Annotated in this window: 14 protein-coding genes; 13 read left to right on the top strand and 1 reads right to left on the bottom strand. The window is 67.8% G+C overall.

From position 1 onward, the window contains the following. Nucleotides 1-9: 9 nt before the first annotated feature. Entirely contained in the window at nt 10-1188 is a 1179-nt protein-coding gene (locus tag LG334_RS18205; protein ID WP_404380159.1) for an ABC transporter substrate-binding protein, read from the bottom strand. A gap of 270 nt (nt 1189-1458) precedes the next feature. On the opposite strand from LG334_RS18205, the gene adh reads away from it, so the two are divergent. The 13 genes from adh (at nt 1459) to LG334_RS18140 (ending at nt 13006) form a co-directional block, all read left to right on the top strand. Next, nucleotides 1459-2979 (top strand): aldehyde dehydrogenase, encoded by a 1521-nt coding sequence (gene adh / locus LG334_RS18200; protein WP_404380157.1) that lies wholly within the window; start codon nt 1459-1461, stop codon nt 2977-2979. 80 nt (nt 2980-3059) lie between these two features. Beyond that, nucleotides 3060-3461, top strand: coding sequence for a DUF779 domain-containing protein (locus LG334_RS18195; RefSeq protein WP_404380155.1), 402 nt, complete (start codon nt 3060-3062; stop codon nt 3459-3461). A 163-nt stretch (nt 3462-3624) separates the two neighbouring features. After that, complete coding sequence (gene pedF, locus LG334_RS18190; RefSeq protein ID WP_404380153.1) at nt 3625-4071, top strand: cytochrome c-550 PedF; 447 nt, start codon at nt 3625-3627, stop codon at nt 4069-4071. A 23-nt stretch (nt 4072-4094) separates the two neighbouring features. Then, nucleotides 4095-4946 (top strand): substrate-binding periplasmic protein, encoded by an 852-nt coding sequence (locus tag LG334_RS18185; RefSeq protein WP_404380151.1) that lies wholly within the window; start codon nt 4095-4097, stop codon nt 4944-4946. A gap of 12 nt (nt 4947-4958) precedes the next feature. Further along, entirely contained in the window at nt 4959-5783 is an 825-nt protein-coding gene (locus LG334_RS18180) for a quinoprotein dehydrogenase-associated SoxYZ-like carrier (RefSeq protein WP_404380149.1), read from the top strand. After that, nucleotides 5780-6721 (top strand): quinoprotein relay system zinc metallohydrolase 1, encoded by a 942-nt coding sequence (locus tag LG334_RS18175; RefSeq protein ID WP_404380147.1) that lies wholly within the window; start codon nt 5780-5782, stop codon nt 6719-6721. The genes LG334_RS18180 and LG334_RS18175 overlap by 4 nt, the downstream gene beginning before the upstream one ends. A gap of 143 nt (nt 6722-6864) precedes the next feature. Further along, the gene (gene pqqA / locus LG334_RS18170; RefSeq protein WP_043645842.1) at nt 6865-6945 is read left to right on the top strand and encodes a pyrroloquinoline quinone precursor peptide PqqA; all 81 of its coding nucleotides are present in this window, start codon (nt 6865-6867) and stop codon (nt 6943-6945) included. A 71-nt stretch (nt 6946-7016) separates the two neighbouring features. Then, the gene (gene pqqB / locus LG334_RS18165; RefSeq protein ID WP_404380145.1) at nt 7017-7958 is read left to right on the top strand and encodes a pyrroloquinoline quinone biosynthesis protein PqqB; all 942 of its coding nucleotides are present in this window, start codon (nt 7017-7019) and stop codon (nt 7956-7958) included. Then, on the top strand, nt 7955-8722 hold the full coding sequence (pqqC, locus tag LG334_RS18160) for a pyrroloquinoline-quinone synthase PqqC (protein WP_404380143.1): 768 nt from the start codon (nt 7955-7957) through the stop codon (nt 8720-8722). Before pqqB ends, pqqC begins: the two co-directional genes overlap by 4 nt. Further along, entirely contained in the window at nt 8723-9013 is a 291-nt protein-coding gene (gene pqqD / locus LG334_RS18155; RefSeq protein ID WP_404380141.1) for a pyrroloquinoline quinone biosynthesis peptide chaperone PqqD, read from the top strand. Beyond that, a complete protein-coding gene (gene pqqE / locus LG334_RS18150) occupies nt 9010-10152 on the top strand; it encodes a pyrroloquinoline quinone biosynthesis protein PqqE (RefSeq protein ID WP_404380139.1) in 1143 nt (380 codons plus the stop codon). Before pqqD ends, pqqE begins: the two co-directional genes overlap by 4 nt. Before the next feature lie 165 nt (nt 10153-10317). Next, nucleotides 10318-12090 carry a PQQ-dependent methanol/ethanol family dehydrogenase gene (locus LG334_RS18145; protein WP_404380137.1) on the top strand — a complete coding sequence of 591 codons (1773 nt, stop codon included), beginning with the start codon at nt 10318-10320 and terminating at the stop codon, nt 12088-12090. 217 nt (nt 12091-12307) lie between these two features. Beyond that, complete coding sequence (locus tag LG334_RS18140) at nt 12308-13006, top strand: response regulator (protein ID WP_404386410.1); 699 nt, start codon at nt 12308-12310, stop codon at nt 13004-13006. The last annotated feature ends 278 nt before the right edge of the window (nt 13007-13284 follow it).

The raw sequence follows: 13284 nt of genomic DNA, 5'->3' as shown, positions 1-13284 counted from the left end.
TGTCCTTTCTCATCGGTCGCAGTCCACCTCGGGCGCGTCGTACCCGAGCGTGTCCAGTTCGGTGGTCTGGTGCAGGAAGCCCTCCATGGGCGCCAGTGCCACCAGGGCGCGCGGGGCGGCGAGCGGGATGGGCTGGCGGAGCTGGCCGTTCCACGGCCGGTAGGTCAGCTTGCGGCCCTTGAAGCCCGCCAGCTCGAAGGCGTCGGAGCGGATGAAGGCGTCGATTGGCTCGAACGCCACCGTGTTCTGCCGCGTCACCGCCTCCCCGACCGAGCGCACGGCGGCCCAGGCCGCGTAGTCTTCCGGGCCCATGGGGCGGTCGGCCATCTCCTCGAAGCGGTTCTGAAGCTGCACCGCGCCCCACTGCTCCACCACGCGATGCCAGGCGGTGGGGACGAGGCCCTGGGTGCCTGCCACAAGCGTGGGCTCCCAGGTGTTGTAGGGGGTGTACTCGCCGAAATCGCCGCGCTCGTCGGCGACGATCAGCATCTGATAGTCGACCTCCTGCGTGACGAGCGGGATTTCCTCGTGCGCGGTGCGGCGGATGTCGTGGTCCCACTGCCATTCCTTCTCCGCCACGATCTCGGCGCCGAAGCGGGCGGCGGCGCGGCGAACGGCGGCGGCGAAGGCCTTGTCGCCCTCGGCCGGGCCAATCACCAGGAACCACTCCCGCCAGCGTTTCTTCACCAGGAACTGCGCCAGCGCATCGGCCAGCATGGCGCGCGAGGGCAGGGTGTGCAGCACGTTCGCCAAGCACGCCGACTGCCGCAGGGCATCGTCTGGCGCGCCGGCGTTGAAGATGAGCGTGTCGGCGGCCTCGGGCAGCGCGGCCACCTGCTTCAGTTCCTCCGCCGTCAGGTCGGTGACGATGAGGCGGTGGCCGCTTTCGCGCAGTTGCCGGAAGCCGTCGGCCACGTCGCCCTCCAGCGGCACGACCACTTCCGTCAGCGTGTAGTCGTGGCCCATGAAGCGGCCGGTGGTGTCGTTGTCGGAGATGCCGAGCCGCGCCCCGGCCACGCCCTTGTCGGCGGGGATGTCGTCCAGGTTGGACAGGACGGGCGGCAGGTCGCGCTCCTTGGTCAGCCAGCCGATGTCGACGGCCTGCATGGCCTGTTCGGCGGCGACGGCGGGCAGGGAGGCGAGGGCGGTCGACAGGCAGAGGGCGGCGAGAAATCCGGTGCGGCGCATGGGGGACGCGGAGCCTCCTTGATCCCTGGTGCACAAGGGAAATCATGGTCGCGCGCGGAGCCGTCCGGCGGCAATGCGACTATTGTACGGGTTCTCCTTCTGGTGATCGCCGGCGTAGTCTCGGCACGCTGCCCGCCTTGTTCGTCTCTCCCAAGTAAAAATACGGCCAGACTGCCGTGTACCAAAGTTGAATGGAGAAATCGCCGCCGCCGCGGGCATAGTCCCTCCACACACCGACCCGCTATCAATGTGGCCTTAGGAGGGAACATCATGCTCCAGCAGGAACTCGACAAGATCCAGACCAAGTTCGCCATCCGCGAGCGCTACGAGAACTTCATCGGCGGCGAATGGGTCGCGCCGGTGAAGGGGCAGTACTTCTCCAACATCAGCCCCGTGAACGGCCAGCCGGTGTGCGAAGTCGCCCGCTCCACCGCCGAGGACGTGGAAAAGGCGCTGGACGCCGCCCACAAGGCGTTCCCGTCCTGGGGCAAGACGCCGGTGGCCCAGCGCGCCGCGATCCTCAACAAGATCGCCGACCGCATGGAGCAGTACCTGCCGCTGCTGGCGCTGATCGAGACCACCGACAACGGCAAGCCGATCCGCGAGACCACCGCCGCCGACCTGCCGCTGGCCATCGACCACTTCCGCTACTTCGCCGGCTGCATCCGTGCCCAGGAAGGCACCATGGGCGAGATCGACGGCGACACGGTGGCCTACCACTTCCACGAGCCGCTGGGCGTCGTCGGCCAGATCATTCCGTGGAACTTCCCCATCCTCATGGCCGCCTGGAAGATCGCCCCGGCGCTGGCGGCGGGCAACTGCGTGGTGCTCAAGCCCGCCGAGCAGACGCCCATGTCGATCATGGTGGTGATGGACATCATCGCCGACATCCTGCCGCCGGGCGTGCTGAACGTGGTCAACGGCTTCGGCGTGGAAGCCGGCAAGCCGCTGGCGACCAGCCCGCGCATCGCCAAGGTGGCCTTCACGGGTGAAACCACCACCGGCCGGCTCATCATGCAGTATGCCTCGGAAAACATCATTCCGGTGACGCTGGAGCTGGGCGGCAAGTCGCCGAACGTCTTCTTCGCCGATGTGATGAACGAAGACGACGCCTTCTTCGACAAGGCGCTGGAAGGCTTCGCGCTGTTCGCCCTGAACCAGGGCGAGGTGTGCACCTGCCCGTCGCGCGTGCTGGTGCAGGAAAGCATCTACGACGACTTCATGGACCGCGCCATCAAGCGCGTGCAGCAGATCAAGCAGGGCAGCCCGCTCGATCCCAGCACCATGATCGGCGCCCAGGCGTCCGTCGACCAGCTGGAGAAGATCCTCAGCTACATCGACATCGGCAAGCGCGAGGGTGCGAAGGTGCTCACCGGCGGCGGCAAGGCCGAGCTTGGCGGTGACCTCGACAGCGGCTTCTACGTGCAGCCGACGGTGTTCGAGGGCCACAACAAGATGCGCATCTTCCAGGAGGAAATCTTCGGCCCGGTCGTCTCGGTGACCACCTTCAAGGACGAGGCCGAGGCGCTGGAAATTGCCAACGACACGCTCTACGGCCTGGGTGCGGGCGTGTGGAGCCGCGACATGAACACCGCCTACCGCATGGGCCGGGGCATCCAGGCCGGCCGCGTGTGGACCAACTGCTACCACCTGTATCCGGCGCACGCCGCCTTCGGTGGCTACAAGCAGTCGGGCATCGGCCGCGAGACCCACAAGATGATGCTCTCGCACTACCAGCAGACCAAGAACCTGCTGGTCAGCTACAGCCCGAACGCGCTGGGCTTCTTCTAAGAGCCCCGCGCGCGACACCCGGAGCCGGGCTCCCCGGCCGGCTCCGGGTCTTCTTCCCGATCCCCGCAGGAGCCGCCGCCATGGTCGACCGCGTCACCGTCACCCCCGACGCCGAAGCCGTCATCGAGCGGCTGCGCGGCACGCACGGCCCCCTGATGTTCCACCAGTCCGGCGGCTGCTGCGATGGATCGGCGCCCATGTGCTACCCCGAGGGCGACTTCCGGGTCGGCCACTCCGATGTCTACCTGGGCACCGTCGCCGGCTGCCGCGTGTTCATCGGCGCCGCCCAGTTCGAGTACTGGAAGCACACGCAGCTGACCATCGACGTCACCCCCGGACGCGGCAGCGGCTTCTCGCTGGAAGCGCCGGAGGGGGTGCGGTTCATCACCCGCTCGCGCGTGTTCACCGATGCCGAGACCGCCGAGCTGGACGCCGCAGGCCCCGCGCCGCGCGCCGACGAGCTGCCGGCCGCGACCGCCTGAAGATCGCCCGCCGGCATCGTACCAAAGTCGTCTACCGCGCCCCCGGCTTCCCCCGCTAGCCTGCAAGAGACGGTGACGACGACGACCAGACCCGACGACGAAGACGACGGCGCAAGGCGCCAGCTTCATCCACCGCCACAGCGTTTATCCGAGGAACGGCCCCATGACCTTCTTCCTTCGCACCGCCTCCGCCCTCGCCATCGCCGGTCTCGCCGCCTTCGCCGGTGCCTCCGCCCTGCCGACGGCCGCCGTCGCCCACGGCGACGTGACACCCCAGGCGGTCGACGTGACCGGCCTCGTGCCCCTCGGCGACGAATGGGTGGAAGAGAACCCCTATCGCGGCGACGCCAAGGCCATCGAGATCGGCGCCTCTGCCTACAACCAGAACTGCGCCCGCTGCCACGGCCTGGAGGTCATCTCCGGCGGCGTGGCGCCCGACCTGCGCTACCTGCCGCAGGGCATGGAGGGCGACGAGTGGTTCGTCATGCGCGTGCGCAACGGCGTGGTGCGCAACGGCATGACCTACATGCCCGCGTTTGAGGAAACCCTCAGCCAGGAAGCCCTGTGGGCCATCCGCGCCTACGTTGAAGAGCAGTACACCGAGGAGTGATCCTCGAGCGCGAGAGGGAAACGATGGGTATCACCCGCCTCCTGACCGTTCTTCTCGCCGTCCTGCTGACCGGGGCGTGGCCGACCATCGGCCACGCCCTGTCGCTTGACGAGATCATGGAGAAGGGCTCCATCCGCATCGGCGTCTACCGCGACTTCCCGCCGTTCTCCTACCGCGACGACGCGGGGAAACTGGTCGGCATCGACGTCGACATCGGCCGCGAGATCGCCGACCGCATGGGGCTCAAGGTCAACTACATGGAGCTGACCGCCGACGAGAACGTCGACGACGACCTGCGCAACGGCGTCTGGAAGGGGCATTACCTGGGCGGCGGTGTCGCCGACGTCATGCTGCACATGCCCGTCGACCGCGAGCTGAACATCCGCAACGACCTGGTGGTGCTGTTCGGCGCCTATTACCGCGACGAGTTCCTGGTCGCCCGCGATCCCGTCCGCACCGGCGGGGTGGAGACGCTGCCCGTCTTCGCCTACGAGAAGATCGCCGTGGAACTGGACAGCCTGCCCGATCTTTATCTTTCCGGCGCCTTCGGCGGTCGCCTGCTGCCCGGCATGGTGCGTTTCACCACACCCATGGAGGCCGTGGACGCGCTCGTGAGGGGGGAGGTCGCCGGCGTCATGGCACCCGTGAGCCAGCTTGAGGCGGGCCTGAAGGACCACCGCGAACGCTTCGAGATCGCCACCGTCCCCACACCCGGCCTGATGAAGGTGTCGTGGGACGTGGGCGCGGCGGTCAAGCACACCTACCGGGCGCTCGGCTATGCGGTCGGCGACGTGATCGACGCCATGGAGGCCGACGGCACCATGAAGCGCATCTTCGCCGACCACGGCGTCACCTGGCGCCCGCCCGAACGCTGAGGAGACCGACCCATGCGCCTATCCTCCCTCGCGAGCCTTGCCGTCGCGGCCTGCCTCGCCGCAGCCCCCGCCGGTGCGTCCGACGTGACGGACCCGCTGGACTCCGTCGTCTGGGATTACGTCCACGAACAGCTTCTGAACGGCGAGCCGGTGGTGTTCGACGACCGCGTGCAGGTCTTCGCGCCGGAAAAGGTGGAGGACGGGCGCATGGTGCCCGTCTCGGTGCGCGCCGACGGCATCCCGGACGTCAAGCAGATCCTCGTGCTGGGCGACCTGAACCCCATCCCCCGCGCGGTGTTGCTGGAGCCCATCAAGGCCCGGCCGTTCATCGCGCTGCGCATGAAGGTCAACGAGGGCACGGCGATCCGCGCGGCGGTGAAGACCGGCGACGGCGTGTGGCACCTGGGCGGAACCGTGGTCCAGGCCCCCGGCGGCGGTTGCGCCGCACCCCGGCTCGTCGCCGACGGCGGCAACTGGGAGGACCACCTGGGCGAAGTCCGCGCCCGCGCCTGGCGCACGGTGGACGGGGCGGACCGGCTGCGGCTGATGATCCATCACCCCATGGACACGGGGCTGGTGGACAACATCCCTGAATTCTTCCTCGACCGCCTGACCATCACCAATGCGGCCGGCGAGGAGGTTGCGCGCATCACGGCCTGGTCGGCCATGAGCACCAACCCCGTGTTGACGCTGGAGATCGCGCCGGACGGTGTCACGGCCCCCGGCACCGCCTACGCGGTCTCCGGCGTCGACAGCGACGCCAACGAGGTATCGGCATCCATTCCGGCCCCCAGCCAGACCATGCCGCCGCCGCCCCTGCAGGAGGCCATGCGATGATCCGCCGCGCCCTGATCCTTTCCGCCGTGGCGCTGGCGCTCGCCGTGCCCGCCAAGGCCGCCGAGCTGACCTACGACCTTGCGCCGCAGCAGGTCGCGCCCGGAACCTATGTGCTGGAGGGCACGCGGGAATACTTCACCCGCGAGAACGGCGGCAACATCGTCAACACCGCCTTCATCGTCACCGAAGAGGGCGTGGTGGTCATCGACAACGGCCCATCCAGGCGCTACGGCGAGGAGTTGCGCGCCGCCATTGCCGAGGTGACCGACAAGCCCATCGTGCGCGTCATCGTCACCCACCTGCACCCCGACCACTTCCTGGGCGGCCAGGCGTTCGAGGACGTGCCGGTGGGTGCCACCGCCTCCACCCGCTCGGGCATCGCCTCGGAGGGGACCATGGTGACGGAAAACCTCTACCGCCTCAGCGGCGACTGGATGCGCGGCACGGAAGCCGTCGTGCCGTCGGAAACCCTGGAAGGCGGGCAGGTGATCGAGGTCGGGGGCCACACCCTGCGGCTTCTGGAGTTGTCCGGCCACACCGAGAGCGACCTGGTGGTGCTGGACGAGACGACGGGGGTTCTGTTCGCCTCCGACCTGGTCTTCCACGACCGCGCGCCGACGTTCCCGCACGCCGACGCCTCGGTGTGGCTGGACTCGCTGGACACGCTCGAGGCGCTGGACTTCAAGGTTCTGGTGCCGGGCCACGGTCCGGTCGCGCAAGACGCCGGCCCCATTGAGCAGACGCGCGCCTACGTGCGATGGCTGGACGGCGCCCTGCGCGAGGCCGCCGCCGGCGGGCGCGAGATCACGGAAGTCATCCGCATGCCCATCCCGGCCGAGTTCGCCGACATGGCCCTGGTGCGCGACGAACTGACCCGCAGCGTGCTGACGCTCTACCCGGAGATCGCCCGGGACAGCCTGCCGCCGGCGTCGAACTGACGGGGTGGGGTGGCCACCCTCGCGAGACCGCCCAATCATCCGAACCCGCCAACTAGTCCAAAGTCGCATTGTTGGTGAAGCACCCCCGGCCCTACAGTTTTCCTGTCACCCGAGATACCTCGAAACCTGGAAAGGATGACGCGATGAAGACCTGGAAGAAGCCGAAGTTCGTCGAGATCATGGTCGGCCTGGAAATCAACAGCTACGCCTGCGCCGAAGACTGAGCGCCGGCCGGTACCGATCAGCCCCGCCGGCTCCCGCCCCCTACGATGAACGATGAGCACAGGAGCACGCCTTGCTTCGCATCCTAGTCCTCGGCGCGGGAGCCGGTGGTGGTTTTCCCCAGTGGAATTGCGGCTGCGCCCAGTGCCGCCGCGCCCGTGCCGGTGATCCGGCGGCCCCTGTCCGCACCCAGTCGTCCATCGCGGTGTCCGCCGACGGCCTGCGCTGGACGCTCATCAACGCATCGCCCGACCTGGGCCGCCAGCTTCTCGACCGCCCGACGCTGCACCCCGTCAGCGACACCCGCCACAGCCCCATCTCGGCCGTGGTGGTGACAAACGCCGACGTGGATCACGTCGCCGGCCTGCTCACCCTGCGCGAGGGGCATCCGTTCCCGCTCTACGCCACGAAGCGCGTGCACGACATTCTGGGCGCGAATGCCATCTTCAACGTGCTCAACCGCGACATCGTCGACCGCCGCCCGCTGGCCGTCGACACGCCCGAGCCCCTGACCGACGCGAGCGGGGAGGGCCTGGGCTTCACGGTGGAACTGTTCCCCGTGCCCGGCAAGATCGCGCTGTGGCTGGAGGACCCCACCAAGCCCGGCTTCGGCTCCGTCCCCGAGGATACCGTGGGCGTCAAGGTGACGGAGGTCCTGCCCGGCGGCGAGGAAGGCTCGCACTTCTACTACATTCCCGGCTGCGCCGCGCTGCCGCCCGATCTGCCGGCCCGGCTGGAGGGCGCGGCCCTGGTGCTGTTCGACGGCACCACCTTCACCGACGACGAGATGGCCGCCCACAAGGTCGGCACCAAGACCGCCGGGCGCATGGGCCACATGGCCATGAGCGGGCCCGAGGGGTCGCTCGCCGCCTTCGCGCCGCTGGATATCGGCCGCAAGGTCTACATCCACATCAACAACACCAACCCCGTCCTTGTCGCCGACACCGCCGAGCGCCGCGCGGTGGAAGAGGCCGGCTGGGACGTGGCCTTCGACGGGATGGAGATTGCCCTATGACCTTCCAGTTCGTTCGCCCGCCCGTCGCCGACGCCGCGCCCATGAGCCCGTCCGAGCTGGAGGCCGCGCTGCACGCCATCGGGGCGGAGCGCTACCACAACCTGCACCCGTTCCATAAGCTGCTGCACGGCGGCAAACTGTCCAAGAATCAGGTGCGGGCCTGGGCGCTCAACCGCTACTGCTATCAGGCGGCCATCCCGCGCAAGGACCACGCCGTCATGGCGCGGCTGGAGGACCGGGAGCTGCGCCGCATCTGGCTTCAGCGCGTGCTCGACCACGACGGCCGCGACGCCGACCGGGGCGGCATCGAACGCTGGTTGATCCTGACCGACCACCTGGGGCTGGATCGCGAATACGTCATCAGCCAGCAGGGCGCCCTGCCGGCGACGCGGTTCGCCGTGGAAGCCTATGTGCGGTTCGTGTGGGACAATCCGGGCCTTGTCGCCATTTCGTCGTGCCTGACGGAACTGTTCGCGCCCAAGATCCACGCCGAGCGCATTTCGGGCATGCTGGAGCACTACGATTTCGTGGAAGACCGGGTCATGGCCTACTTCCGCAAGCGCCTGGACCAGGCCCCGCGCGACGTGGACTTCGCCCTGCGCTACGTGCTCGACAACGCAAAGACGGTGGAGCAGCAGACGGCGGTGCTGAACGCGCTGACCTTCAAGTGCAACGTGCTGTGGGCGCAGCTTGACGCGCTGTACGCCGCCTACGTCTCGCCGGGCATGATCCCGCCGGGGGCCTTCGTCCCGCAGGAGGACTGAATGTTGGTGACCCGCACGCACATCACGCCGGAGTCCGTTCCGCGCCTGGCCCCGCACGTCACGCTCAAGCACGACACCGTGCGCGACCGCTGGGTGGTGCTGGGGCCGGAGCGGATGCTGGTGCCCGACGAGATCGCGGTGGAGATCCTCCAGCGCTGCGACGGCGAACGCTCCGTCGCCGCCGTCGTGGGCCTGCTGGCGAAAGAGTTCAACGCGCCGGAGGACGACATCGCGGGCGATGTCCGCGAGCTTCTCCAGGCGCTGGCCGACAAGGGGTTCGTCCGCGCATGACCAACCTGCACCCCAAGCCCCAGGTGAACGCCGCCCCGCCCGTCGACCTGCCCGTCGCCATGCTGGCGGAACTGACGCACCGCTGCCCCATGCGCTGCGCATACTGCTCCAACCCCCTTGCGCTGGAGCGGCCGGAGGGGGAGCTTTCCACCGACGAATGGCGCGACGTGCTGTCCCAGGCCGCCGCCATGGGGGTGATGCAGGTGCATTTCTCCGGCGGGGAGCCGACCGCCCGGCGCGATATCGTGGACCTGGTGCGCCACGCGGCGGCGGAGGGGCTGTACACCAACCTCATCACCTCTGGCGTGCTGCTGGACGAAACGATGGTGGCCGATCTCGCCAAGGCGGGGCTCGAGCACGTGCAGCTCGCCTTCCAGGATTCCGAGGAAGAGGGGGCGAACATCGTCGGCGGCTATCAGGGCGCGCTGGCCAAGAAGCGGGCGGCGGCGCAGATGGTCAAGGACGCGGGCCTCGCGCTGACGGCCAACCTGGTCATCCACCGCCACAACGCGCCGCGTGTCGGCGCGATGATCGACATGGCGCTGGACATGGGGTGCGAGCGGGCCGAGGTCGCCAACGTCCAGTACTACGGCTGGGGCCTGATGAACCGGGCGGCGCTCATGCCGTCCAAGGCGCAACTGGCCGAGATGACGGCGATCGTGCGCGAGCGGCAGGACCGCTACACCGGCCGGATGGTCATCGACTACGTCATCCCCGACTACCACGCCCGCCGGCCCAAGGCCTGCATGGGCGGCTGGGCGCGGCGGTTCCTCAACGTTACGCCGACAGGCAAGGTGCTGCCGTGCCACGCCGCCGAGACTATTCCGGGCCTTGCCTTCGACACGGTGCGCGACGCGCCGCTGCGGACCATCTGGGAAACCGGCCAGGCCTTCGAGGCCTATCGCGGCGATGCCTGGATGCCCAAGGACTGCCGCTCCTGCGACCGCAAGGAAATCGACTGGGGCGGCTGCCGCTGTCAGGCGCTGGCGATTGCCGGCGACGCGGCGGCCATGGACCCGGCGTGCGAACTGTCTCCCCACCATGGCGCCATGGCGGCCATGGCGGAAGACGAGGCCGTGGCGGATGCGCATGGTTTCGTCTACCGGGCCTTCGGGCCGCATAAGGATAGTACTTTTTGACCATTGCGGGCGAAAGGCCCGCCAAAGAAAATAATCAACATACCCTGGATAAGACCCGGGAACTCCACTGAAAAACGAAGGGTATTTCTCTTCGGATTTTCTGGGGAACGCTACCCTTGTGCCCAAAAGGGCGCGGGCGGGATCATCGGAACAAGGGAGGAAGCGGTGAAGCATTCCATTCGCAACTGGGCGATGGCGGGGGCCGGCGTGTCCCTGGCGCTGGCCCTGATGACGGCACCGGCGCAGGCGGCGGGCGTGACGGACGAGGACATCGTCAACGACCAGCAGACCACGGGCGACGTCGTCTCCTACGGCCTGGGTCCGCAGGGCCAGCGTTACAGCCCGCTGGACAAGATCAACCGCGACACCATTCAGCATCTGACGCCCGTCTGGGCGTTCTCCTTCGGTGGCGAGAAGCAGCGCGGCCAGGAAAGCCAGCCGCTCATCAAGGACGGCGTGATGTACGTCACGGGGTCCTATTCGCGCCTCTATGCCATCGACACCAAGACCGGCGAGGAGCTGTGGGAGTACGAAGCCCGCCTGCCCGACGGCATCATGCCCTGCTGTGACGTGGTCAACCGCGGCGCCGCCCTCTATGGCGACAAGGTCTACTTCGCCACGCTGGACGCCAAGCTGGTGGCGCTGGACGCCAAGACCGGCAAGACCGTGTGGAAGAAGACGCTCGGCGACTACAAGGCCGGCTACTCCGCCACCGCCGCGCCCATGATCGTCAACGGCAAGATCATCACCGGCGTCTCGGGCGGCGAGTTCGGCGTCGTCGGCAAGGTGGAGGCGCGCGACGCCGAAACCGGCGAAACGATCTGGTCGCGTCCCGTCATCGAGGGCCACATGGGCACCCTCAATGGCGAGGAAAGCACCATGACCGGCACGCTGAACGCCTCGTGGGAAGGCGACATGTGGAAGTTCGGCGGCGGTGCGACCTGGAACGGCGGCACCTACGATCCCGACACCAACCTCATCTACTACGGCACCGGCAACCCCGCGCCGTGGAACAGCCACCTGCGGCCGGGCGACAACCTGTACTCGTCGTCCACGCTGGCGCTCGATCCCGACACCGGCGAGATCAAGTGGCACCTGCAGACCACGCCGCACGACGGCTGGGACTTCGACGGGGTGAACGAGTTCGTCACCTTCGACATGGAAAAGGACGGGAAGACCATCAAGGCCGGCGCCAAGGCCGACCGCAACGGCTTCTTCTTCGTCGCCGACCGCGAGACCGGCAAGCCCCTGTCGGTGACTCCCTTCGTGACCAAGATCACCTGGGCCGAGGGCTGGGACCTGGAAGCCAACAAGCCCATCGTCATCCCCGAAGGCCGCCCCGGCAACCCCGCCGAGGCCGACGGCACCAAGGGCGAGGCCGTGGTCTCCTGCCCGTCCTTCCTGGGTGGCAAGAACTGGATGCCCATGGGCTACAGCCCCAAGAGCAAGCTGTTCTACGTGCCCGCCAATGAATGGTGCATGGACATCTGGAACGAGCCGGTGACCTACAAGAAGGGTGCCGCCTACCTGGGTGCCGGCTTCACCATCAAGCCGCTGTACGAGGACTACATCGGCGCCCTGCGCGCCATCGACCCGACCACCGGCGAGATCAAGTGGGAGTACAAGAACCCGGCTCCCGTGTGGGGCGGCGTTCTCTCCACGGCCGGCGACGTGGTGTTCTTCGGCACGCCGGAAGGTTTCATCAAGGCCTTCGACGCCGAAAGCGGCGAGGAACTGTGGAAGTTCCAGACCGGCTCGGGCGTCGTCTCCAGCCCCGTCACCTGGGAAGAGGACGGCGAGCAGTACATGGCCGTTGTCTCCGGCTGGGGCGGCGCGGTGCCGCTGTGGGGCGGCGAGGTCGCCAAGTCGGTCAAGTACCTGAACCAGGGCGGCATGGTCTGGGTCTTCAAGCTGCCCAAGGACGCCGGCCGCACCTGATCGGGCCGGTTTCCGCGACGACGATGTGACACCTCACCTGGACGACTCGGGCGGCTCCTCGCGGGCCGCCCATTTTCTGTCTGGTGTATGCCTCCAAAGTGCTACTCGACCCGAGCGTCGGAGCGGGGGTATCGTTCCTTCAAAGGGTTTCGAACCAAATAAGTAAAAAGAAATATCGATGACAGGGAGAAGGACGGGCATGCCCCGGGATCTGCTGATGTCCAAGGAAAACGCCGCCGACACGCCGCCCGCCGTCCTTGCGGACGAGGCCGGCTCCATCCTCATCGCCGACGATCACCCGCTGTTCCGTGACGCCCTGTTCCAGGTGGTGACGGAAACCTTCGCCGACCACGCCACCCACCAGGCGCAGAATTTCGACGAGGCCATGGCCGCCGCCCGCGAGGACGAGGCCCTGGAGTTGATCCTGCTGGACCTCAACATGCCGGGCATGAACGGCTTCAACGGCCTGATCGCCCTGCGCAACGAGGTGCCCATGGTGCCCATCGTGGTGGTCTCGGCGACGGAAACGGCGCAGACGGCCAGCCAGGTGCTCACCTTCGGGGCGTCTGGTTTCCTGCCGAAATCGCTGTCCAAGGCCGACATGGCCGACGCGCTCCGCCGCGTTCTGGACGGCGACATCTACCTGCCGCCCGACCTGGAGAAGCAGCTGGAGGAAGGTCGCGCCCTCACGCCCGAGGAGCAGGCGCTGGTGGAGCAGCTGGGCGCCCTGACCAACCAGCAGCGCCGCGTGCTGGAGATGCTGGTGGCCGGCAAGTCCAACAAGATCATCGCCTACGAGCTGGACATCGCCGAAAGTACGGTCAAGGCGCATGTCTCGGCCATTCTGCGCAAGCTGGGCGTGACCAGCCGCACCCAGGCCGTCATCACCGCCAGCAAGATCATCGACCAGCTCTGACCCGGCGCCCCGTCGACTGCCCCTCGGCCGCCGCGGCGCCTGGCCCCGCCGCTCCCGGGACGCCGGGGCGGGCGGGGCCTTTCCCTTTCTGGAAGCCGGTGTTTTTCTTTCTCTCCTGAACGAATATTTTATACCTCTTTCGCCGTTCGGCGTAGCCGCCGCGCGCACGCCCCGGCTGAGTCAGATTGCTGTTCTCGGCGGGTGCGGGTGGTAGACCGAGTCCTTCGCCCCACCCGCTGTCTGCGACCTCGGTCGTGAGACCGTCTCCGAAAGCCATC

The organism is Caenispirillum salinarum, assembly GCF_044803115.1.
GTDB lineage: Bacteria > Pseudomonadota > Alphaproteobacteria > Rhodospirillales > Rhodospirillaceae > Caenispirillum > Caenispirillum salinarum_A.
This window is presented reverse-complemented; position numbering and strand designations above follow the sequence as displayed.

Bases quoted from the DNA above. Each gene is read 5' to 3' on its own strand.
- LG334_RS18205 (WP_404380159.1), bottom strand. From the start codon at position 1,188: ATGCGCCGCACCGGATTTCTCGCCGCCCTCTGCCTGTCGACCGCCCTC.
- adh (WP_404380157.1), top strand. From the start codon at position 1,459: ATGCTCCAGCAGGAACTCGACAAGATCCAGACCAAGTTCGCCATCCGC.
- LG334_RS18195 (WP_404380155.1), top strand. From the start codon at position 3,060: ATGGTCGACCGCGTCACCGTCACCCCCGACGCCGAAGCCGTCATCGAG.
- pedF (WP_404380153.1), top strand. From the start codon at position 3,625: ATGACCTTCTTCCTTCGCACCGCCTCCGCCCTCGCCATCGCCGGTCTC.
- LG334_RS18185 (WP_404380151.1), top strand. From the start codon at position 4,095: ATGGGTATCACCCGCCTCCTGACCGTTCTTCTCGCCGTCCTGCTGACC.
- LG334_RS18180 (WP_404380149.1), top strand. From the start codon at position 4,959: ATGCGCCTATCCTCCCTCGCGAGCCTTGCCGTCGCGGCCTGCCTCGCC.
- LG334_RS18175 (WP_404380147.1), top strand. From the start codon at position 5,780: ATGATCCGCCGCGCCCTGATCCTTTCCGCCGTGGCGCTGGCGCTCGCC.
- pqqA (WP_043645842.1), top strand. From the start codon at position 6,865: ATGAAGACCTGGAAGAAGCCGAAGTTCGTCGAGATCATGGTCGGCCTG.
- pqqC (WP_404380143.1), top strand. From the start codon at position 7,955: ATGACCTTCCAGTTCGTTCGCCCGCCCGTCGCCGACGCCGCGCCCATG.
- pqqD (WP_404380141.1), top strand. From the start codon at position 8,723: ATGTTGGTGACCCGCACGCACATCACGCCGGAGTCCGTTCCGCGCCTG.
- pqqE (WP_404380139.1), top strand. From the start codon at position 9,010: ATGACCAACCTGCACCCCAAGCCCCAGGTGAACGCCGCCCCGCCCGTC.
- LG334_RS18140 (WP_404386410.1), top strand. From the start codon at position 12,308: ATGTCCAAGGAAAACGCCGCCGACACGCCGCCCGCCGTCCTTGCGGAC.